General features: G+C 65.5%; 12 protein-coding genes and 1 pseudogene. 2 read left to right on the top strand and 11 right to left on the bottom strand.

The window, feature by feature from the left end:
• Positions 1 to 31: 31 nt before the first annotated feature.
• Both AC1DYK_RS23285 and AC1DYK_RS23280 read right to left on the bottom strand, forming a co-directional pair.
• Positions 32 to 832, bottom strand: coding sequence for an OmpA family protein (locus tag AC1DYK_RS23285; RefSeq protein WP_478168454.1), 801 nt, complete (start codon positions 830 to 832; stop codon positions 32 to 34).
• Positions 833 to 982: 150 nt separating this feature from the next.
• Complete coding sequence (locus AC1DYK_RS23280; RefSeq protein ID WP_478168453.1) at positions 983 to 8,185, bottom strand: Ig-like domain-containing protein; 7,203 nt, start codon at positions 8,183 to 8,185, stop codon at positions 983 to 985.
• Positions 8,186 to 8,701: 516 nt separating this feature from the next.
• Between AC1DYK_RS23280 and AC1DYK_RS23275 the strand changes: the two genes are divergently transcribed.
• Positions 8,702 to 9,343, top strand: coding sequence for a response regulator (locus AC1DYK_RS23275; protein WP_478168452.1), 642 nt, complete (start codon positions 8,702 to 8,704; stop codon positions 9,341 to 9,343).
• 27 nt (positions 9,344 to 9,370) lie between these two features.
• Here AC1DYK_RS23275 and AC1DYK_RS23270 read toward each other — a convergent pair whose 3' ends face one another.
• From AC1DYK_RS23270 to AC1DYK_RS23250, 5 genes and pseudogenes are all read right to left on the bottom strand, one after another.
• Positions 9,371 to 12,403 carry an ATP-binding protein gene (locus tag AC1DYK_RS23270; protein ID WP_478168451.1) on the bottom strand — a complete coding sequence of 1,011 codons (3,033 nt, stop codon included), beginning with the start codon at positions 12,401 to 12,403 and terminating at the stop codon, positions 9,371 to 9,373.
• Between the two features lie 54 nt (positions 12,404 to 12,457).
• On the bottom strand, positions 12,458 to 13,192 hold the full coding sequence (locus AC1DYK_RS23265) for a hypothetical protein (RefSeq protein ID WP_478168450.1): 735 nt from the start codon (positions 13,190 to 13,192) through the stop codon (positions 12,458 to 12,460).
• 74 nt (positions 13,193 to 13,266) lie between these two features.
• On the bottom strand, positions 13,267 to 14,130 hold the full coding sequence (locus AC1DYK_RS23260) for a DUF1266 domain-containing protein (protein WP_478168449.1): 864 nt from the start codon (positions 14,128 to 14,130) through the stop codon (positions 13,267 to 13,269).
• Between the two features lie 345 nt (positions 14,131 to 14,475).
• Positions 14,476 to 16,716, bottom strand: coding sequence for a YadA family autotransporter adhesin (locus AC1DYK_RS23255; RefSeq protein WP_478168460.1), 2,241 nt, complete (start codon positions 16,714 to 16,716; stop codon positions 14,476 to 14,478).
• Positions 16,717 to 17,031: 315 nt separating this feature from the next.
• Positions 17,032 to 17,154 (bottom strand): annotated as a pseudogene (locus AC1DYK_RS23250) (ESPR domain-containing protein); the annotation flags it as partial.
• A 643-nt stretch (positions 17,155 to 17,797) separates the two neighbouring features.
• Here AC1DYK_RS23250 and AC1DYK_RS23245 point away from each other — a divergent pair.
• On the top strand, positions 17,798 to 18,472 hold the full coding sequence (locus AC1DYK_RS23245; protein ID WP_478168448.1) for a histidine phosphatase family protein: 675 nt from the start codon (positions 17,798 to 17,800) through the stop codon (positions 18,470 to 18,472).
• A 27-nt stretch (positions 18,473 to 18,499) separates the two neighbouring features.
• On the opposite strand, the gene AC1DYK_RS23240 is transcribed toward AC1DYK_RS23245, so the two are convergent.
• The 4 genes from AC1DYK_RS23240 to AC1DYK_RS23225 form a co-directional block, all read right to left on the bottom strand.
• Entirely contained in the window at positions 18,500 to 18,841 is a 342-nt protein-coding gene (locus AC1DYK_RS23240; protein WP_478168447.1) for a hypothetical protein, read from the bottom strand.
• Positions 18,842 to 18,860: 19 nt separating this feature from the next.
• Positions 18,861 to 19,109, bottom strand: coding sequence for a GlsB/YeaQ/YmgE family stress response membrane protein (locus tag AC1DYK_RS23235; protein ID WP_478092377.1), 249 nt, complete (start codon positions 19,107 to 19,109; stop codon positions 18,861 to 18,863).
• Positions 19,110 to 19,206: 97 nt separating this feature from the next.
• Complete coding sequence (locus AC1DYK_RS23230; RefSeq protein WP_478168446.1) at positions 19,207 to 20,025, bottom strand: creatininase family protein; 819 nt, start codon at positions 20,023 to 20,025, stop codon at positions 19,207 to 19,209.
• Positions 20,022 to 20,948: a LysR family transcriptional regulator gene (locus AC1DYK_RS23225; protein ID WP_478168445.1), complete on the bottom strand. Its 927-nt coding sequence runs from the start codon at positions 20,946 to 20,948 to the stop codon at positions 20,022 to 20,024. The genes AC1DYK_RS23230 and AC1DYK_RS23225 overlap by 4 nt, the downstream gene beginning before the upstream one ends.
• Between the last annotated feature and the right edge of the window lie 55 nt (positions 20,949 to 21,003).

Here is a 21,003-nt window from a genome sequence, read left to right as displayed (position 1 = left end):
CAGCATCGGAATGTCCGGCGCTGGCATGCGTTCAGCGCATGCCCTCGGCATGCACTTCGACACGGCGATTGGGGCTGTTGCAGTCGATGCGCGCCTGTCTGGAGCCGCCGGCCGGGCAGGACACGACCGGTTCGCTGCTGCCCACCCCCTCGACCTTGATGCGGTCCGAGGAAAGGCCTTCCTCGGCCAGGACACGGCTGACGCTCCGCGCCCGTTGCTCGGAAAGCCGCTGATTGCCCGCGATCGAGCCGATGGCGTCGGCATGTCCTCGTACCGAGACCGGGCCGATGCTTTGCGGGGATTGCGCGCGAATCTGGTCCGCGACCTTCTTCAGCTCCACCCGCCCCTGCGGAGTGATCGCCTGATAGTCCCCTTTCCCGAAGGCGAACAGGACATCCGCGTTGAGCGTGAAGCGGACCTTTTCCGGCGCGGCGGCTGCGGGCGGCGCGTCCTCGCACGGCACCACGGTGCTCGCGCGACTGACGAAGCGACGCTGTTGCTCAGAACTCGCCAGCACGCGCTCGGCGTCAGCGCGACTGAACGGCACGGGCGCACCCATGCCGCGCTCCGAAACCTCCACGAAGTACGTCACTCCGCCTTCCAGCAGCGCCTGGGTCTTCGGGACCGCCTTGCCGGCGAACGCAGGCGCATCGCCGACATGCGCTTCGAGCGCATGAATGCCCTTGGCGACGCAGAAGCGCGTAAAGCCGTTCGGCATGAGCGCCGTGTGAAACTCCCCGTCCACGTAGACGTGCGCCGCCGCTCGGCCTCCGCCGGCGGAAGAAGGGGCGGCGCCCCTGAAGAAGACCACCTGGGCCAAATGGGAAGCCACTGAGGGTCCCGGCCGATAGGTCGGCCCTTCGCGATCGCTCGGCACCGTTGGCGCTGCTTGCGCGAAGGCGGCCGACGCGGCGACCAGGCACAGCGCCGGCAGCGCGGAAAGGGGGCGGGGCAGCCGCCGGGCTGCCACGCTGCACCACGCTTACAGGATGGTGACGTGAACCCTGTCCTCGACCAGCAGCTCGCTCGTTCCAGCCACGTTGGTGTAGGCGTGATAGACCGAGCCGTCCACGGTCTTCGTTCCCGCGTCCGTCCAGCGATCGGCAGCCGCCCCCGCATTGACCAGGTTCACCTGGCCGGTGGCATCGCCATGCACCACCAGTTGCGTCTTGCCATCGCTCACCAGCACGTTGGCTTGCCCCAGCCGCGTGATGTCGCTCATGTGCACGGCCAGGGTGTTGCCACCGTCGCTGCCGAGATCGAAGTGCTCGAAGCCCTTGACCTTGCTCTTCAGCGCCGTGAGGTCCAGGCTCATGCCCTTCCCGTCCATCACCAGGGTGTCGATGCCCACACCGCCGTCGACGTTCATGAAGTCCGTGCCGATGATGCGGATCGTGTCGTTGCCAGCGCCGCCCAACGCGACGTCCTTGGTGCCGATCTGCGAGATCGTGTCGTTTCCGAGCCCACCGGCGAGGAAGTCCACAGCCCCGGTGCCGACCAGCACGTCGTCACCCGTCGTGTACTCCTGGGTGAAGTTCGGCGTGCCGTAGTAGATGTAGAGCGCGCCGTTGTTGGAGGTGGTCGCACCGATGTTGTCTGCCCACATTGCGCCGACAGCGACGTCGGCCACGCCGTCGCCGTTCCAATCGCCGATCGTGACACCAGAGCCGAAACGGTCCCAGCCACCCCACTCGTTCGCCCCGCGCAGCACGTAGCCCTTGGACGGATCATTCATGATGTCCTTGATCGAGATCACCGGCGCTTCGAAGTTATCACTACGCCCGTAGACCACATAGGCCGCCCCGTTGTCGGTCAAGCCATTGCCGTCGGCCCGGCTGGCACCGATGATGAAGTCGTTGATGCCGTCGCCGTTGACGTCGCCCATCCCGCGAATGCTCCCGCCGAAGAACTCGTCCGCACTGCTCTGGCTGGTGGCCGTCGATTTCTCGTTGACCAGCAGGAAGCCGTCGGCCGCCGTGAAAGTCGGCGTATAGCCATTCGGCCTCCCAGAAGTGCCCGAGGTGAACATCGCATCGAGGTTGATGTCCTTGCCGTAGCCGCCTTGCTTGCCGTAGATCACCCACACCCGACCCGGGTTGCCCGGTTCGGAGTGCGCCGTCGAGATCGCGAAGTCGTCGATGCCGTCGCCATTGATGTCGCCCAGCCGGGCGACCGTGTTGGCCGAATCGTTGTGGGACTCCGGGGCGCCCAGCCACTCCTGTGCCATCGAGTTGATGTGGATGCCCTGGCTCGGTGTGAGCCGGCTCAGGTCGAGGGTGGCCGGCAGGCCGTCCTTGTTGCCGTAGATCAGGACGGCCGAGCCCGCATCCGTGTTCCCCACCATCGGGTTGCTCCCCGTGGGATCGGTGATCACGAAGTCCTCGATGCCGTCGCCGTTGACGTCCCCGACGCCATTGATCGTCCAACCGAGGTCCAGGTTGGCATACGGCCCGCTGCCGGCACTGACGATGGTCGTGCCCAGCACGCCGCTCGGCAGGGACCAGGTATCGCCCTTGAGGACCATCTGGATGTTGGACCAGTTGCCGCCGTGGCCGTAGATCACGGTGCCGGTGCCGCGCCAACCGGAGGTGCCATCCGAGAAGTTGCCCAGCAGCAGGTCGGCATAGCCGTCGCCATTGATGTCGGCGGAGCCCACGCCTTTGGCGAAAGTGCTGTTCTGGTTCACCGGGAGCGCGACCTTGAAGCCGTACTGGTTCTGTCCCTGGTCGATCGCCGCCAGGTTCAGCGTGCCATTGGCCCAGCTGCCGTTCGCTCCGCCGAAGACCACGTAGGCCTTGTCGTTCATGGACGAGGCGATCAGGGCGTCGTCATAGCCGTCGCCGTTGATGTCGCCCAGGTAGTTGATGGCCAGGCCCATCTGATCGTTGGCTTCCTGCCGCGGCGTCGCACCGTAGATCTTCAGGCCTTGCTGTGGAGTCAGTTTGTTGATGTAGTCGCCGACCAGGGCCACGCCGCTGGCCGAGCCGTACAGGATGTAGGCTGCGCCCGCGTCTGCGGCCCCGGGAAAGTCGACCGAGGGCGCAGACACCATCAAGTCATCGTATCCGTCGCCGTTGAAGTCACCGATATTGGTGACGTCGTAGCCGAGATGGTCATCCGCCCCCGACCCACGGATGGTCTGGCCAACGCTCTTGCTGTCGATAACCAGCCTAGCGCCGTTGCCGTCAAGGGTAGAAACCGCCGACGACGCGTTGCCCGCCTGGTCGGTGACCAGCGCCTTCAAGCGGTAGCTGCCGTCCCTCAGGCTCGGCAGGTCGTAGCTCCAGCTGCCATCGGCAGCCACGGAGATGCTGCTGCTGAAGACGCGGTCGCCCGCATCCAGCCTGCCATCGTTGTTGACGTCGTCGAACAGCGTGACGCGCAGCTTGCTCAGGTCCGCGTCGCTGCCCGCCCCGACCTTGCCGTTGATGGTCGGCGTCACGTTCGCCGTGATGTTGTCGGTGTTGGAGAGGCCCCAGTCGCTTTCCACGGCCAGGTCGACCGTCGTCCTGTTGGTCGGACCCTGGGTATCGATCGTGACCGTCTTCTGGTCGACGGCACTCGCCACCCCGGCGGCGCTGATGACGCGCACCGTGTAGTCGTATTGGCCATCGCTCAGGGTCCGGCTGTCGACGTAGCTCCAGCTCGCGCCGGAAACCACCACGTCCTGCCAGGACCTGCCGCCGTCGACCGTGATCTGGGCCCGCTGCCCGCTGCCCAGCGCCTGGGTCAGCGTCCCGTTGATCGTCAGCGACGTGTCGCTGGTGACGAAGTCGTTGGCCGAGGGCCCGGTGTCGTCCGAAATGGAAGTGATGACGATCGACGACCCAGGCACGCTGTCATCGAAGGTCACCGCGTACGGGGTGCTCGGGTTGGTCTTGTTCCCCGCAGGGTCCATCTCGATGGCCGTGAACTCGTTCACGCCACCAGCCAGCGGCGACTGCACCTGCAGCGACCACTTGCCGTCCTCGCCCACCTTCGCACGGCCCAACTCGCGGCTGACCGCCTCGCCATTCGCCTTCACCATCACGATGATGGTGTCGCCCGCCGTGCCCGTGCCACGGATCTCCGGTCGGCTGTCGTCCGTCGTCGCACCCGGCGCCACGTTGCCCAGCACTTCGCCCACGTCGTCTTCCACGCCCGTGATCGCCAGCTTCGTCGCGTCCGGCGCCGTGTAGTCGGTCGTCAGCGTGAACTTGTCCGACTCCGCRCTSGTGTTGCCCGCCGYGTCCGTCGCCTTCACCGTGAACTCGTGCAGGCCTTGGCTCAGGCCGGTCGTCGGCGTGTAGCTCCAGTCACCGTTCGCATCCGCCCTCACGCTGCCCAGCGGCGTGCCGCCGTCGTACACCGTCACCGTGCTGCCCGCTTCGGCCTTGCCCCTCAGCGTCGGCGACGGGTCGTCCGTCGTCGCRCCGTTCAGCARCGCTCCCTGCACTTCRCCCACGTCGTCCGTCACCGCGCCGATCGTCGGCGCCAATGGCGCCACCGTGTCCACGCGGAAGACGAACGCCGGCGTCGGGTCGCTCTTGGTCCCCGTCAGATCCTCGGCCTGCGCCGTGATGCTGTGCKCGCCCTGCCCCAGGTCGACCGTGGGCKTGAAGCTCCACGTGCCATTGGCTTGCACCGTCGTCGTCCCCAGCACGTTCGCGCCGTCGTACACCGTGATGGTGCTGCCGGCCTTGCCGCTGCCCACGATCTCCGGACGCGTTTCGTCCGTCACGCCGTTGGGCGTGATGTTGCCCGTCACGCTGCCGGCCTCGTCCTTCACCTGCGTGATCGACACCGCCACACCCGAGGTRTCCACCGTCACGTTCACCGGCTCGCTCGMCGCGCTCTCGTTGCCCGCGGGGTCGGTCACCTTGGTCGTGAAGCTGTGCGGGCCGTCATCCAGCGCCTTGCCCGGCGTGAAGCTCCAGTCGCCGTTGCCGTCGACGTCCGCCTCGCCCAACTTGGTCGCGCCGTCGTACACCGACACCTTGCTGCCAGGCTCGGCCTTGCCGCTGAAGGTCGGCGTGCTGTCGTCGGTGGTCTCGTTGTTGGACAGCGGGCCCTGCTTGGCGCCCACGTCGTCCTTCACCTGCAATCCGCTCACCGCGTCCGGCGCCTTCGTGTCGACCACGAAGTTCCAGATCCCGGTCGCATCGCTGGTCTGGCCCACCGGGCTGGTCGCCGTCGCCGTCAGGTTGTGCGCGCCTTCGGCCAGGTCCACGCCAGGCGTGAAGCTCCACTTGCCGTTCGCATCCGCCTTCACCTCGCCCAGCTGCGTCGCGCCGTCATAGATCCTGACGGTGTTGCCCGCTTGCGCCGTACCGAAGATCGTCGGCGTCGCGTCGTTGGTCACCTCGCCCTTCTGCAGCATGTGCACCACACCCTTGTCGTCCTGGACGTTGTCGATCACAGGCACTTCCGGTCGGCCCGTGTCCACCGTCACCGCGTACGGGKTGCTCGGGYTGGTCTTGTTCCCCGCAGGGTCCATCTCGATGGCCGTGAACTCGTTCACGCCACCAGCCAGCGCCGTTTGCACTTGCAGCGACCACTTGCCGTCCGCGTCCACCGTCGCGCGGCCCAGCTCACGGCTGCCCAACCCGTCCTTCACCATCACGATGATGGTGTCGCCCGCCGTGCCCGTGCCACGGATCAACGGACGGCTGTCGTCCGTCGTCGCGCCAGACGCCACGTTGCCCAGCACTTCGCCCACGTCGTCTTCCACGCCCGTGATCGCCAGACGGCTCGCATCCGGCGCCGTCAGGTCCACTTCGAATTCGAAGGGATCCGAAGGCTCGCTCTCCTTGCCGGCCTTGCTGGTTTCCGTGATGGTGATCGAGTGCGACCCTTCGGCCAGGTCCTCGGTCGGGGTCAAGGTCCAGGTGCCATCGCCCTTGACAACGACCTGGCCGATCACCTTGCCGTTGTCAGAGACGGTGATGGTGTTGCCAGGCTTGCCATTGCCGGTGAATTCAGGCTTGGCATCGTCCGTGTCGCCGCCCTTGGGGATCGAGCCGGTGATCTCGCCGACATTGTCGATCGCGCTCTCCAGCCCTTGGCCTTCGCCCACGCCGGGCTTTGTCGGCGTCGCCGTGTCGACCTCGAAGACGAATGGATCCGAGGGCTCGCTCGTGTTGCCGGCCTTGTCGGTTTCCGTGATGGTGATCGAGTGCGGCCCTTCGGCCAGGTCCTCGGTCGGGGTCAAGCTCCAGGTGCCATCGCCCTTGACAACGACCTCGCCGATTACCTTGCCGTTGTCGGAGACGGTGATGGTGTGGCCAGGCTCGCCATTGCCGGTGAATTCAGGCTGGGCATCGTCCGTGTCGCCGCCCTTGGGGATCGAGCCGGTGATCTCGCCGACGTTGTCGATCGCGCTCTCCAGCCCTTGGCCTTCGCCCACGCCCGGCTTTGTCGGCTTCGTCGTGTCGACATCGACCACAAACTGGCTGCCGGCGCTGGTATTGCCAGCCGCGTCGGTCGCCTTGATTTCGAAAATGTGCTCGCCCTCGTCCAGGGGGTCCTTGGGCGTGAACGTCCACTCGCCGGTCCCCGGGTCCGTGTCCACCGTGCCGATCACCTTGCCGTTGTCGGTCACCGTCACCTTGCTGCCAGGCTCGGCCGTGCCGCTCAGCGTGGGCTGGGTGTCGTTGGTCGACTGGCCGCTTTGCAGTTCGCCCTCGTACGGCGCAACGTCGTCCAGCACGGAACCGATCTCGGGGGCGGCAGGCGGCAGCGTATCGACGATCACAGGCACATTGACCACGGCGCTGTTGCCGGCACCGTCGGTCTCCTTGACGACGATGTTGCCGCCGCCCTCGGGCAGCGGCTTCGCCGGCGCCGGCGCAGTCCAGGTGCCGTCGGGCCGCACCGTCGTCTCGCTCGTCTGGCCGTCCGGGTAGGTCACGACGATGGTGTCGCCGGGTTCGCCCTTGCCGCTCAGCATGGGTTTGTCGGTGCTGATCAAGCCGGTCTCATCGATCGCGCCATCGATATGCACATCAGGCGCCGCGGGCTTCATCGTGTCCACCTCGAAGACGAAGGGATCCGAGGGCTCGCTCGTGTTGCCGGCCTTGTCGGTCGCCGTGATGGTGATCGAGTGTTGGCCGTCTTCCAGCGCGCCGCTCTGGCCCTCGAGGGAGAAAGTCCAGTTGCCATCGCCGTCGACGACGGCCGTCCCGAGCACCACATTGCTCTTGTCGTAGATGGTGATCGTGCTGCCGGGCTCGCCATTGCCGAAGAACTCAGGACGGCTGTCATCGGTAACACCACCGCTGAGGATCGGGCCGACGATCGTGCCGAAGTTGTCGATAGCCCCGCCCACGCCGGGCTTGCCGGGCGGCGTCAGGTCAACGCCGAACTCCAACGGGTCCGAAGGCTCGCTCTTGTTGCCGGCATTGTCGGTTTCCGTGATGGTGATCGAGTGCGGCCCTTCGCCGATCTCCTCGGTCGGGGTCAAGGTCCAGTTGCCATTGCCGTCGACAACGACTTCGCCGATCACCTTGCCGTGATCGGAAATGGTGATGGTGTTGCCGGGCGTGCCTTGACCGAAGAATTCGGGGCGCGTGTCATCGGTGAAGCCCTTGTCCAGAATCGGACCGGTGATCGTGCCGACGTTGTCGATCGCACCCGCCTGCTTCGGCGCGGGGATCACCTTGGCCGGCTCGGGTTCGGGCTTGACTTCTTCGGGAAGTGCGACCAAACCCGAAGAAGAACCCCGGCTGCTCGCCGCGATGCCGCCGGCAGCCAAACCACCGAACATGAGCAGCGGCCAGAAGGCGCCGTAGTTGCCGTCGTCACTGTCGGCAGCACCGGCGGCGACCGGATCACCAGCCAGCGCGACCGCCGTCATGCCCCCGTCGGCCAAAGAGAAGATCGCACCCGCCCCATCGGTCCGGCCGTATGCATAGAGCTGGCCATCCTCCGCGACACCGAACAGGCCCGGAGGCTCAGCCAGCGAGAAGTAGCCTTCCAAAATCAAGGCCGGGGTGGTCTCACCCTCCAGCGTCAGTTGCAGGTCATCGCCGACACGTGTCAGCGTGGCGTTCTCCGGCGCAACGCCGCTTTCGTCCTTCAGCAGGTATTTGACGTTGGGCAACGCCTTGACCTTGACCGGCGACTTCCCGTCCAAGGCGACAGCCTCGCCCTCGCTCTTGCTCTTGCCAATCTTGTTGATAACAACTGCCGTCTTTTTTGAAGCCACTTGATACTCGCGTCTAGTGAAATTAATTGAAATCGAAATTCTTTTTCAAAGGCGGATGCCGGGTAATAAAAACCCGACACACCCGCCGCCGAACCCCAACCGGATGCAGCTGACAATCTGATGGCGGTGGCGCTTGCGCGCTCCCCGCCCAACCGATCGAGCCGAAATTGCATCGCGCGATTCCGAACAATTTCGGACCACGCACTGCACCTATGGTTAGTGCCTGGGACTCTAGTAAAAGGGGATTCAATAAGGAATGAGAAAACGCCGCAATCGCTTCTTGAACGGTCCGAGAGATGAAGCGCTTTTGACTTACACTGAGCCAGGTGCCGCGTAACAGTCGCTCGCAGCCTCGGCGTAGGACCACGCGGACGCACAACAAAAAGATACAATTCACCGGCATCAACGACGCGTTGGATCGTGACCGGTCGCACGACACCGTCTCACTGTCTTCATGCAGATGAAATGCGGATTCGCATCAACGCAGCGCCACCCCGAGAGGAAGGTCTGATCGAAATGACAATGCGCTTGATCATCGCGGACGATCACCCGATCATCCTGGCCGGCGTGCGGATGCTGCTCGAGAACAAAAGCGAGATCGAGGTGGTGGCCGAGGCGGATTCACCGGACAAGCTGTTGGCGGCCTTGCGCCACACACCCTGCGACCTGCTGATCACCGATTTCTCGATGCCGGGCGGCGAGGCCGCAGACGGCCTCGGTTTGCTTCAGCGCATTCGACGCGACCATCCCGATTTGCCGATCATCGTCCTGACGATGATCGGCAACGTCGGCGTGCACGGCACCATCCTGGAGGCCGGCGTTCGGGGCCTGATCGACAAGGCGTCCGGCATGGCGGAGATCTCCCTCGCGATCCAGGCCGTGAGCCAGGGCCGCACCTATGTCAGCACCACCTTCAGGCAAGGCCTGCTGCAAAGCGAGTTCGACTCGGATGCTGGCGAATCCGCGCGGCTTTCACCGCGCGAGCTCGAGGTGATCCGCCTGTTCTCTTCCGGCTTGACGGTGACCGGTATTGCCGACCGCCTGGCTCGCAGCGTGAAGACGGTCAGTCGACAGAAGTCGGACGCCATGATCAAGCTCGGCCTCAAGAACGATCTCGACATCTATGTCTACGCGCGCGAACACGGCATGAATTCCTGAGCAGCGACAGGCGGCCCGGCGCCGGACTCAGGCCGTTCGACCCTGCAGGCCCACGAAGTCGGACGCGCGCCCGAGCACTGACACCAGCTCGTCCCTTGCCGAACGGTAAAGCGCACGGATGGACTCCTTCGGATCGATGCCGTCGACCTCGACCCATCGCTCGATGGCCTGCAATGCGCCGACCACCTTCGCTTCGTCGAGTTGATGGCAGGCCGAGCTCAGTCGATGCGCCAATTGCCGCAGTCGGAGGTGGTCGCCGCTCTCGATCGCTTGATCCATTGACTTCAGATCCTGCTCGGTGGCGACGACGAAGATGCGGACCAAGTCGGTGACCTTGTCGAACCTTCCGCCGCACAACTCGGTAAGCGCTGGGTAGATCGACGGCGGGCGAGACAACCTGCCGTCGGACACGCCGGAGGCCGCCCCTGCGACGCGCGATGCCTGCTGCGCCAGGACTTCTGCCAGAGCACGCTTGAGTTCATCAACCTGCAAGGGCTTGGAGAGATAGGCGTCCATGCCGAGCGCGAGACAACGTTCGGCTTCGTCTCGCAGTGCATTGGCCGTCAACGCCACGATCGGCAATCTTGGCAGACCCTGACTCGCCTCGTGAGCGCGAACCCGCCTCGTCAGGTCGTAGCCGTCGAGGCGCGGCATGTGGCAGTCGGTCAGGAGCAGCGCGTAGCTTGCGCCGGGCGCCATGAGTTTCTCCCAGGCTTGTTCGCCGTCTTCGGCGGCGTCGCATTCGAAACCGAGCTTCGCGAGTTGCAACGTGATGACCTCGCGATTGATCTCATGGTCTTCGGCGAGCAGGACCTGCCGCCCTTGGCCCAGCGGCGTCGAGGCCTCCTCGACCCCAGCCGTCGGCCTGGCTGGGGGGAAAGCCGCACGTCCGCCCTGCGTGCGCGCCGGCAGCGAGCCGGCAGCGGGCACCCAGGGGCGCAGGGGCAAGCTCACGGTGAACAGGCTGCCTCGGTCCAGTTCGCTGTCGCAGCGGACCGTCCCTTGCATCAACTCCACCAGTTGCTTGACGATGGTGAGTCCCAGACCGGTGCCGCCGTAGCGCCGGGTGGTGGCGATGTTCGCTTGTCGAAACGGTTGGAAAAGCGATTCGGTGGTTCGCCGGTCGATGCCGATGCCGGTGTCCTCGACCGTCAGTTGCAGAGAGCCGTCCAGGCCCTTGCGAGCGCCGACCTTGACGCCGCCTCGACTCGTGAACTTGACGGCATTGCCGATCAGGTTCGTCAGGATCTGCCGCAGCCGCACGGAATCGCCGACGATGAATTGCGGGATCTGCCCATCGACACTGAAATCCAGGCTGATCGCCTTGCGCCTGGCTTCCGGAAGCAGCGTGGCGCACACATCCTCGATGAGGCTGGACAGCGACAGCGCCCGGTTCTCGATGTCGAGCATGCGCGCCTCGATCTTCGAGAAATCGAGGATGTCGTTGATGATCGTGAGCAATGCCACCGACGATTCCCGGCTGCGCAGCAACATCGTCCGCTGCTCGTGCGTGAGCGGCGTGTCGAGAACCAGATCGACCATCCCGAGCACGCCATTGAGAGGCGTGCGGACTTCGTGGCTCATCATGGCGAGAAACTGGCCCTTGGCGTCCAGCGCCGATCGCGCTTCCTCGGCCTTGGTGATCAGGTTCGCCTTGAGTTCCTCTTCCTTGGTGATGTCCTTGACGATGCCGGTGAACGAGACCAACACCGAGTCGTCGCCCGGATCCGCGCCGGTCGTCACGCTGCCTCGCACATCCACCGTCCGCATTGCGTCGTGGCGGGTGCAGATGCGGAACTGATCGCGGTAGGCGCCGGCCCCCTTGCGATAGGCCTGGTCCAGCGTGGCGGCCACTCGCCTGCGATCATCCGGATGCAGCAGCTTGAACATGTCGAGATAGCTGAGGTCGGCGTCACGGCCGCAGATTTCATGGATCCTGGGGTCGGCCACGATGAGCGTCGCGGCCAGTTCGCGGCCCGTGGGCTCGGCACCCTTGCGCATTCGAGTGACTGAACGCCACACGCCCAGCCCGCCGCTGCTCAGCGCGAGTTCGAGTTCGAGTTGCGATTCCTCGAGCTCCGCCAGCACCCGTTCGGCCTGCAGCTTGGCCTCGTTCATCGCGAGTTCGCCCATGCGGCGTTCGGTGATGTCCCGGTTGACGCCGATCAGGTGATTGTTTCCCCTGCGCAGTCGATTCGGCGACGAGAAGCCCTCCACCCAACGGATCGCTCCAGAATCGTCGACGACGCGAAATTCGTAGGCTGCGACGTTCTTCTGCGTGACCGCACGCTCGACGCGATGTTTGACCTCATCCCTGTCATCGGGATGCATCCTGGCATAGGCCATCGACACGTCGAGGCTGTCGCCTGTCAGGCCAAGGACCCGCCGGCAGCGCTCGTCGGCAAGGAGTTCGTCGGTGCTCAGATCCAGTTCCCAGGTCCCCATGCGCGCAGCTTCCAGCGCGATGCTGAGCCCGTCGTGTGCATCTTCGAGTTGGCGCTGGAGCCGTTTCTGCTCGGTCACGTCGATGGCCACGCCGACCACGCCGCGCAGCTTTCCACGGCGATCGCGGACCGTCCGCTTGCGCGTCTGGATGCTGCGGAGTTCACCGTCGAGCACCATCTCGTCGTCGTAGGTGCGCGCCTCTCCGGACGCCATGAGCGCCCTGTCCTGCGACGCGAAGCGCTCGTGAGACGCGGGGCCGAAGATCTTGTCGTCCTCTCCGATCGCGGCGCCTCTGTCGATATGAAATATCCGCTCGAACTCCGCGTTCACTTCCCGGTAGCGCAAGGCGGTGTCCTTGAAGAAAAGGACATGGGGGACGGCATCGAGGATGGCGTGGAGTTCGTCGTCTCGCCGTTGACTGGTGCGAGAGCGGACGAATTGCATGACCGACAGGGCGACGATGCAGAACGACAACGTCGCCATCCAAAACCAGTGCAGTTCGATGGCCATCGGCTGGCCAAAGAAATAGCTGGCAATCCCCAGCAAGCCGATCAACACCATCATGGCGGTGTTCGAATTGAGGCCCCGCGCAAGTAGGCCGACCTTGGTAACCATGGAATCTCCGCCCCGAGTTGACGAGCACAGCGGGCGAGACTAAACGATCCCCGTTCAAAGTTCCAGTTGAAGGCGCTCCGCTTTCCTCGGGGCGCGATCCGTGGTCAATGCCGGCACACGAACGCGGGCACGTTTTTGCTCGGTGGCCGGCCGCTGCACGCGCCGCAATTGATAGCCGGTGTCGCCGATGGCGTCGAGCGCCCAGCCGGTCGGTTCTTGCAGTTGGATCGCGACGCGCAGGTCGTCGACCGTGCAGGCGATGTTGTCGATCCGATGCCAGTTCGCTCCGCGCTCGCCCGAAGGCAACATGCGCTTCAGCCACTTTCTGGTGACAGGGCGACCGAGGTTGAAGAAGAACTCGAGAGCGACATCAAACGCCACAGGATCCAGCTTGACCGCCTCGCCGGCGAAGGAGACGGTTTGCTCGATCGGATGGAACGAATAGGCACCCCACGACAAATGCGCCTGCGTGCCTTCGAACCCGTGAGAGTTCAGAAAAGACAGGATCGCGCCATAGAGATCGCCGAAGAAGCGCGGCGAAGCGGTGTCGATGTCGTCGACCGTCGCACCGCGATTTCGCGTACGCCTGCGCGGTTGCAGAGGCGCATGGAGCACCCGCGCATGCGGGCCGACCGCGGCGCGGGCGCTCGCCATGACAGCACGCCCAAGACTGTCCGTGTCAGGCACATCGCCGAGGAACAGCATGTCGAGGGTCGACGCGTCGGGGCCCATCGCGACCAGATCGTCCAGACTGGCGAACACCAGCGGTGCATAGCCGAGCGAGCGCATGGCGCGTCGAAGGAATTCGCGCGAGCGGGGGCCATGGGCAAGCACCCCGACGCGTCGCAGAGCGGCCCGGCGCGTCATGACGCGGCAGCCCCGACAGCCGGACCACGGCAGCCGGACTCGAAGCGGGCGGGCTCCCGCTGCACGGCGGCGACCGTCCATCGCGACGCGCTCTGGGTGGGCGAGCGGCGTTCGTTCAGAAAGACCGAATGGGTCCGTGCGAACTGCGTCCACTCCGCGTGGTCGAAGACCTCGAGCGAACCCCGCATGCCGAGGCCGATGAGGGCTGCCAGCGAATAGTCCTGCCAGGACCCATAGTGCGCCCGGGCGCGCGTCCTCAGCGTTCCCAGGATCTCCTCGGCCGACGCCTTCGACACATGGTCGACCGAACAGGCAAGGCGCACCAGATAGGCGAGTTGCTGGATATCCCAGGCCAGGACGCTCAGGTGGTCGTGCCGAAGCTCATCGACGCGCGTGAGGCGCGCGCGAAGCGCCACGAACAGGCACGTGTCTTCGAGTGCTGCGTATTCGTTCGAGTCAACCCTTTCGCCCGTGAGCCATGCGGCGATGGCGCGCTTCTCCGACGGCGACATCCTTCCCAGGCTCTCGAGGCGAGACGCGATCACGCGACGGCAGTCCGCCCGCGTCTCGATTCCCCAGTGCTCCCGAAGAACCCGGCCGATGCGCCGCTCGGACAGTGAACTCCCGATCTGGTTGAAGTTGTCGCGCATGAGCAGGGCGAAGTTGCCGCTGAGCAGGCAGCCGAACAACTGCTCGGGTGACATTTCTTCCTTCGGCTTGAACGCGATGGCCCGCGACCAGGACTCCTTGGACGGACCGAATCGTCCACGCACGAAGATCCAGATGACAAAGCTCCAGATCAGGACCACGGTAGTCAATGCCGTCATGTTGGCTCCCTTGGGGCATTGCGGATCACGCATGCCCCGTTCGTTTGTTGATGGATGCCGACGCGGTGGTCGGCGGATGTCGGTCGGCCCTGCAAATTCATCGAGGCTGCGAGGCCGAAAGTGCTTGCGATCGGCTTGTCATGTCGGCTTCCGAACTCGACAAGAAGGCAGCAATGAATCGTACGGACCGCCTCGATGGCGGTACATCAGAAACGTCCGAAAGCGCCAAGCGAAACGTCATCCGAAGTACTACGGCGCGATGCCTACCGTTGGTAAGCCCGGCGCGCGGCACCTTGCCCACGCCAAGCGGTCGCACGACGAAAAAAAAGGAGCGCCACGCTCAGCGTGACGCTCCTTTTCATTCAGTTGGACGCCGACTTACCAGTGGAAACCGATACCTGCGCTCACGCCGGCGTTTCCACGCGTGTTGACCGTGCCCGACAGCTTGGTGACCCAGCGGCTGTTCTCTGACACCTTGGACACGCCGACGGCAAGGGCCGACTCGCCGCCCATGTTGCTCAGCGCGGCCGATGCCATGCCACGCCCCGGGATGATCGACTGCGGCAAGGTCGCCACCGCCATGGCCGACGCGGCCGCTGCGTTGGAATCGCGCTTGACGCTTGCGATTTCCGACTGCACCTGGTTCACGCGCGCATCGGTGTAGGCCTGGCCGCTTTCCGCGACGGCATCAAGCTGACGCTTGTTGACGGCATCGGTGGCCATGACGGCATCCGCCACGTTGGCGATCGCACGCTCGTTGCCTGCCGAGCCCACCGACACCGTGTTGGCGCGGTCAGCCACCGAGCCCTGACCCAGGGCCACTGCACCCGTGGCCGCGGCAGTCACCGAAGCACCCTGGCCGATGGCCGTACCGGATGCCGCATTCACCTGCGCATCGGCACCCACGGCCACCGCATTGGTCGCGGCAGCCGAGACCACCGTGTTGGCACCCACCGCCACGCTGCCGTCGGCGTACACCTTGGCGTTGCCACCCAGGGCCGTGTCATTGGCGCCCGCGGCGTGGCTGTCGTTACCGACGGCCGTGCCGTAGCTGCCCAAGGCCGTGGCGTTCTGGCCCAACGCTGACGCGTTGTCGCCGGTTGCATTGGCGTTGTAGCCGACCGCCACACCCGCCGAGTCACCGGCATTGGCCTTGTTGTCGCTGCTGCCCTTGGCGTTGCTGTCGATGTAAGACGGGCTGCCGCCACCGACGCCGTTGGTTTCGACGTTCGTGACGCGGCCATCGATGTTGGTGATCTGGGTCTGCAGGCTGGCACGCAGCGAATCGATCTGGCCGCCGTTCACCGCATCACGGCTGCCGGCACCGATCTGGCCATCACGCACGTTGGTCAGCAAGGTGCCGTCCGCACCGCCGCCGAAGGTCACCACGCCGCGGTTGGAGCCGGCGTCGTAGGTCACGGCATCCCGCGACTTTCCGTTGTCATCGATCAGGCCGGTCGACTGGAGCTGGCGTACGTTGACGGCGTCGGTCTCGTCGGTACCGTCGGCGACATTCTTCAGCTTGACCGGGGCCGTGGCACCGGTGCCACCCAGCGTGATGCTGTCCTTGGCCGCACTGTCGTAGGTCAGCGCTTTGAGCGCGTTGCCATTGTCATCGACCAGGCCGGTCGCGAACAGCTGACCGCCGTTCACTGCTTCCTTACTGCCCGCCGCCAGCGTGCCCGCCTTCACGCCGCTCAGAGTGCGCGCGCCATCCGTGCCAGCGAAGTTCACCGACGTGCCAGCCTTGTCGGCTGCCACCGTGATCGCGTTGGTCGTCGCGTCCTGCTTCACCAGACCCACCGAACCGCTGTTCATGTTGTTGGTCAGGTTCGTCACCGAGCCTTCCACTGTCGTCACGCGGGTGTCCAGTACGCCGATCGCGTTGGTGTTGGCCGTCACGTTCTGATTGGTCGTGAACAACTGTCCGCCGCTCACCGCTTCCTTGCTGCTTGCCGCCAGCGTGCCGTCCTTCACGCCACTCAGGGTGCGCTCACCGGCCGTGCCAGCGAAGTTCACCGACGTGCCCGCCTTGTCGGCTGCCACCGTGATCGCATTGGTCGTCGCGTTCTGCTTCACCAAGCCCACCGAACCGCTGTTGACGTTGCTGGTCAGGCTATCGATGTTGGTGGTGTTGCTCGTGGTGCGGGTGTCCAGGTTGGTGATCGCTGCGCCCACGTTGTTGACCGTCGTGCCGCCCACCGTGTAGCTCGGCGCCGAAATCGTGCCGTCCGCCTTGACCGCCGAGCCGCCGCCCAGCGCGCTCGCCATGGCCGCAGCATTGGAATCGACGACCGTTTTCACGGCCTTGACCTGCCCGAGATTAACCACGTCGGTATCCTGCGTGCCTGCCGCGACGTTCGTGATCTGGCGCTGCGCAGTCACCGAGCCGACCGAAACTGCACCGGTGGTGGTCGTCACTCTGGCGCCGCTATAGGACAGGGCGTCCGCAACACCGGAAACCGCACCGCGATTCGCCACGGCGCCCCCGCCCAGTGCAACGCTGTTGGCTGCGCTGGCAGTCGCGTTCGCACCGGCGGCGACCGCATTGACCGCGTTGCTCGTAACCGTGGCGGAGCCGCCCAAAGCCACGGCACTGGTCGCGCCGTCGCCAATCATGGCATTTCGCCCAATTGCTGTCGCGAAGGCAGCCCCCCCTGACGAGGACGTCCCAACTTGGGCACCCGAACCGAGAGCCATACTTCCCTGGGAAGCGGTACCAAAAACGTGCGTGTTATATCCCATCGCGATTGAAACACTGCCTGCTGCCGTAGCTCGTGCACTAGGCTGGGTGCCGCAATCTCCACCCAAGGCGATAGAACCGCCTCCTGTTGCGTCGCCACAGCCGACTGCAACGGCGTTTAGATCCCCCCCCGCCGTGCCGCCGCCCGCGGCATAACCTGCGGTGGCGCCATTGCTGACGGCAAAAAGGCCCATGACCAAGACCGCACTCGCCAATGCCTTGGCGCCGCCCTTGCCTTGCCCACGGGCAACTTCCGAAACCGCAGTCCAGGTGCCCGTCGCCTTGTTCAAAATTACACGATATGTCTTGTTCATGGTCTTTCCTCGCAAATTCAATAAGTAATCGGTCTTCGATTGCCCTCGACCCCGATCGCATGAACCGGGCAAATGCGCAGAGCAATGACTTGAACTCAATGGTAGGAAAAACACCTTTCGAAACATATGAGAAATATCCGAAAAGAATTACACGGGCCACCGGCCGGCGGTTCACGAACGTGAAAGATCTCCGGAAATTAATTCTCCGAACGTAAGCACTCACTCAATTTTTGACCACTGGAGACTCGGCTTTTCATAAAAAAGGATCGGCGCTTATGGCGCTGTGGTGCCTTTCTCGTCGCGGAGGCGTCGGAGGAGGTGGGCGAAGCCGACCTAACCAGGAATGCTCAGGCAGTGGACAGAAGATTCTTTCACCATGAACTAAAGTTAAGTCCATCCCAAGTCCGAAGCCCAATTCCTTGCTCGACGAATTTCCGATATGAGAAAAATCCGAAACTTTCAGCCCCTTTGACCTGCCCCTCCACCGCGCCATTCATAGCGAGAAAGTCCGAGGTTGCGAGATCGTCAGCTCACCGCCCTCTTGACCGGGTCAGCTGTGACGGGGGGGCACTGGGTGGGATCCCGGCCCGGACGTCGCCGCCGCGACCCTATGGGGCGAGCCTCGTGGGCAGAATCGCTCGCCATGGGAACTCTTTATCTCGTGCGCCACGGACAGGCCAGCTTCGGTGCGGCCGACTACGACCAGCTCAGCGACCTGGGCCGCAGGCAGGCGGTCCGGCTGGGCGAGTACTGGCGCGAGCGCGGCATGCGCTTCGATGCGGTGATCACCGGCACGCTGAAGCGCCATCGCCAGACTTGGGAGGGGATCGCGCAAGGCCTGGGGCTCGAGCGCCAGGACGTGCTGCCCTGGCCCGGCCTCAACGAATACGACAGCGAGGCGATCATTGCCACCATCCATTCCGGCAAGCTGGAGAAGCCCGACACGCCGGAGATGTACCGCCACCATTTCCGCCTGTTGCGCGAGGGGCTCGGCGCCTGGATGCAGGGCCGCACCGAACCGGTCGGCATGCCGAGCTATGTGGACTTCCTGACCGGGGTGACGACCGCCCTCGACCATGTGCGCGACCGGCACCATGGCGCCAAGGTGCTCGTGGTGTCGAGTGGCGGGCCGATCAGCACGGCCGTCGGCCATGTGCTGGGCACCAGTCCCGAGACCACCGTCGAGCTCAACCTGCGAATCCGCAATACCGCCGTGACCGAATTCGCGTTCACGCCGAAGCGCCACATGCTGGTGACCTACAACACGCTGCCGCACCTCGACGGCCCGGCGTACGAGGGCTGGGTCACCTACTCCTGAACCTCGGCGTGCGCGGGGCGCCGCCTGCTAGGCCTGCCAGACCCCGTAACCCGCCTCGCGCAGGGCGATGCCGAGTTCGACCTCCATCTCGCGCGCGGCTTCGTAGGGCATCGGGTTGTACATCGCGTACAGCCTGGGCAGCAGCCGCAAGCCGTAGTCACGCACGAAGCTGTTGGCCTGGATACCGGCCTTGTGCTTGTCGAAGCGCACATCCGGATCGAGCCCGGTCATGCCGACGTAGACGAAGGGCATGCCCAGGCGATAGTCGGGGTTCGCACGCCGGAAGCGCGCCACGTTCCAGACGCGGTCGTCGAGCTCGACCACGTAGACGTGGTGGTGGTGGCGGCTGCGCGCCTTGCGGACCGGCATGCGCGCGCGCTGCGCAGGATCAGGTCTTGCGCTTGATCAGGCCGTAGATGAACAGCAGCACGATCGCGCCGACCACCGAGGCGATGAAGCCCGCTCCCTGGCCCGCGGTGTACCAGCCCATGGCCTGGCCGACGTAGGTCGCGATCAGCGAGCCGGCGATGCCGATCAGGGTGGTGATGATGAAGCCGGCCGAGTCGTCGCCCGGTTTGATCGCGCGCGCCACCAGGCCCGCAACGAAGCCGATCAGAATGGTCCAGACGATGCTCATACGGATCCTTGGTGTGGGTTGAGGCGGCAGGCGCACCGCCGGAGGCGGCATTGATTTGATGATAGCGGGCGCCGGCAACCCGCGCGTGACGTCGCGCTCAGGGCAGCGGCTGCGTGTGGGCGGTGGCCAGCGGCAAGCGCGACACCTCGGCCAGCAGGGCGGCCAGCTGCGTGGCGCTGGCATCGACCAGCGCCCGCCCCTTTTCAGCGGTGGCGGCGGCGGCATTGCCGGCCGCGCCCTCGGGGTTGTAGTCCTCCATCGCCCAGCCGAGCTTGGCGCTGCGACCGTTGCCGAGGATCGCGTAGTCGGCGGCGCGTTGGCGCGACGTGGAGCCGAAGTCGCGGGCCGCGGCCATCGCCACCTGCCCGGGCGCCAGCGCCAGCATCATCGAGGTTTCCATCTCGCCGGCATGCACGCCGAAGCGCTGCTCATCGGCGCTGAACTGCGCGCCGGCCTCGCCGAGCGGCAGGTTGAACCAGCTGGTGCTGTAGACGATCAGGCCGTGCGCCGCCCGCAGCTCGCGCGCGACGATGTCCATCGCGCCCGAATGCCCGCCGTGAGCATTGAAGAACACCAGCTTGCGCACCCCCGCGCGCGCGACGCCGGCGCCGATCTCGCTCCAGAGCCGGATCAGCGTGCCGGACGACAGGGTCAGCGTGCCCGGGAAGCGCGCATGCTCGGGGCTCAGTCCGATCTGCTGGGTCGGCAGGAACAGCACCGGAAGATCGGCCGGCAGCAGGGGCAGCGTGGCCGCCACGATGCCGTCGGCGAGCGCGGAGTCGACCCCGAGCGGCAGATGCGGGCCATGCTGCTCGGTGGCGCCGAGCGGCAGCACCGCGACGGTCGCCGCCGGGTCGAGGGCGGCGAAATCACGCGTCGTGAGCTGGGACCAGAAGCGGCTGGCGGGGGCTGTCATGCGGCAATCTTAGAGCCTGTTCGCGCCGGGGCAGCCTCGAACTTGAGCGCCAGGAAGTCCACCAGCGCCCGCACCCGCGCCGGGACGAAGCGGCCGCTGGGCAGCAGCGCGTGCAGCGGATAGGGCTCGGTCTCCCATTCAGGCAGCAGATGCACCAGGGCGCCGGACGCCACGTCGCGCTGCAGGTCGAGCGCCGACTTCAAGGTGATGCCGCGCCCGGCCAAGGCCCACTCGCGCGCCAGCGAGGCGTCGTCGACCACCCGGTCGCCGTCCACCCGCACCTCGGTCCAGTGGCCGTTGCGCACGAAGCGCCAGAGCCGCTGGCGTCGCCCGCCGCGGTGGAAGGTGAGGCAGTTGTGCTGCAGCAGGTCCTGCGGCGTCTGCGGCGCCGGATGGCGGCGCAGGTAGGCGGGCGACGCGCACAGCGCCGGCCGCGATTCGGCGAGCCGCCGCGCCACCAGCCGCGAATCGGCCAGCGGGCCATAGCGCAGCGCGACGTCGACCTCGTCGCGGGTGACGTCGAGCGGCCGGTCGCCGACCGAGAGCGACAGCTGCAGGCCCGGGTGCAGGTCGAGGAACTCGTCGAGCCAGGGCAGCAGCACGACCCGCGTGAGGTCCGATGGCGCCGCCACGCGCACGGTGCCGACCAGCGCGCCACGGTCGGCCAGCACCAGCGACTCGCCCTCGGCCAGCAACTCGAAGGCGCGCACCGCGTAGTCGAGCAGCGTCTGGCCCTGGGGGGTCAGGCGCATGGCCCGGGTCGAGCGTTCGAACAGGCGGACGCCGAGCTGCGACTCGAGCCGCTTGAGCGTCGCGCTGGCCGCCGCCGGCGTGATGCCGAGCGCCGATGCCGCGGCGGTGAGCGTGCCCGCCCGAGCGGTGTGGACCAGCACCCGCAGATCGGCGGTATTTTCAATTTTCATTTGAAAGTAATGCTTCGAAATGTCAGCTTATCAATTTGTGTTTGCCACTCTACAG

This window comes from Variovorax sp. P2_H12 (assembly GCF_056403395.1).
Note: the sequence above shows the minus strand (reverse complement) of the source record. Positions and strands in the feature narration are given on the sequence as shown.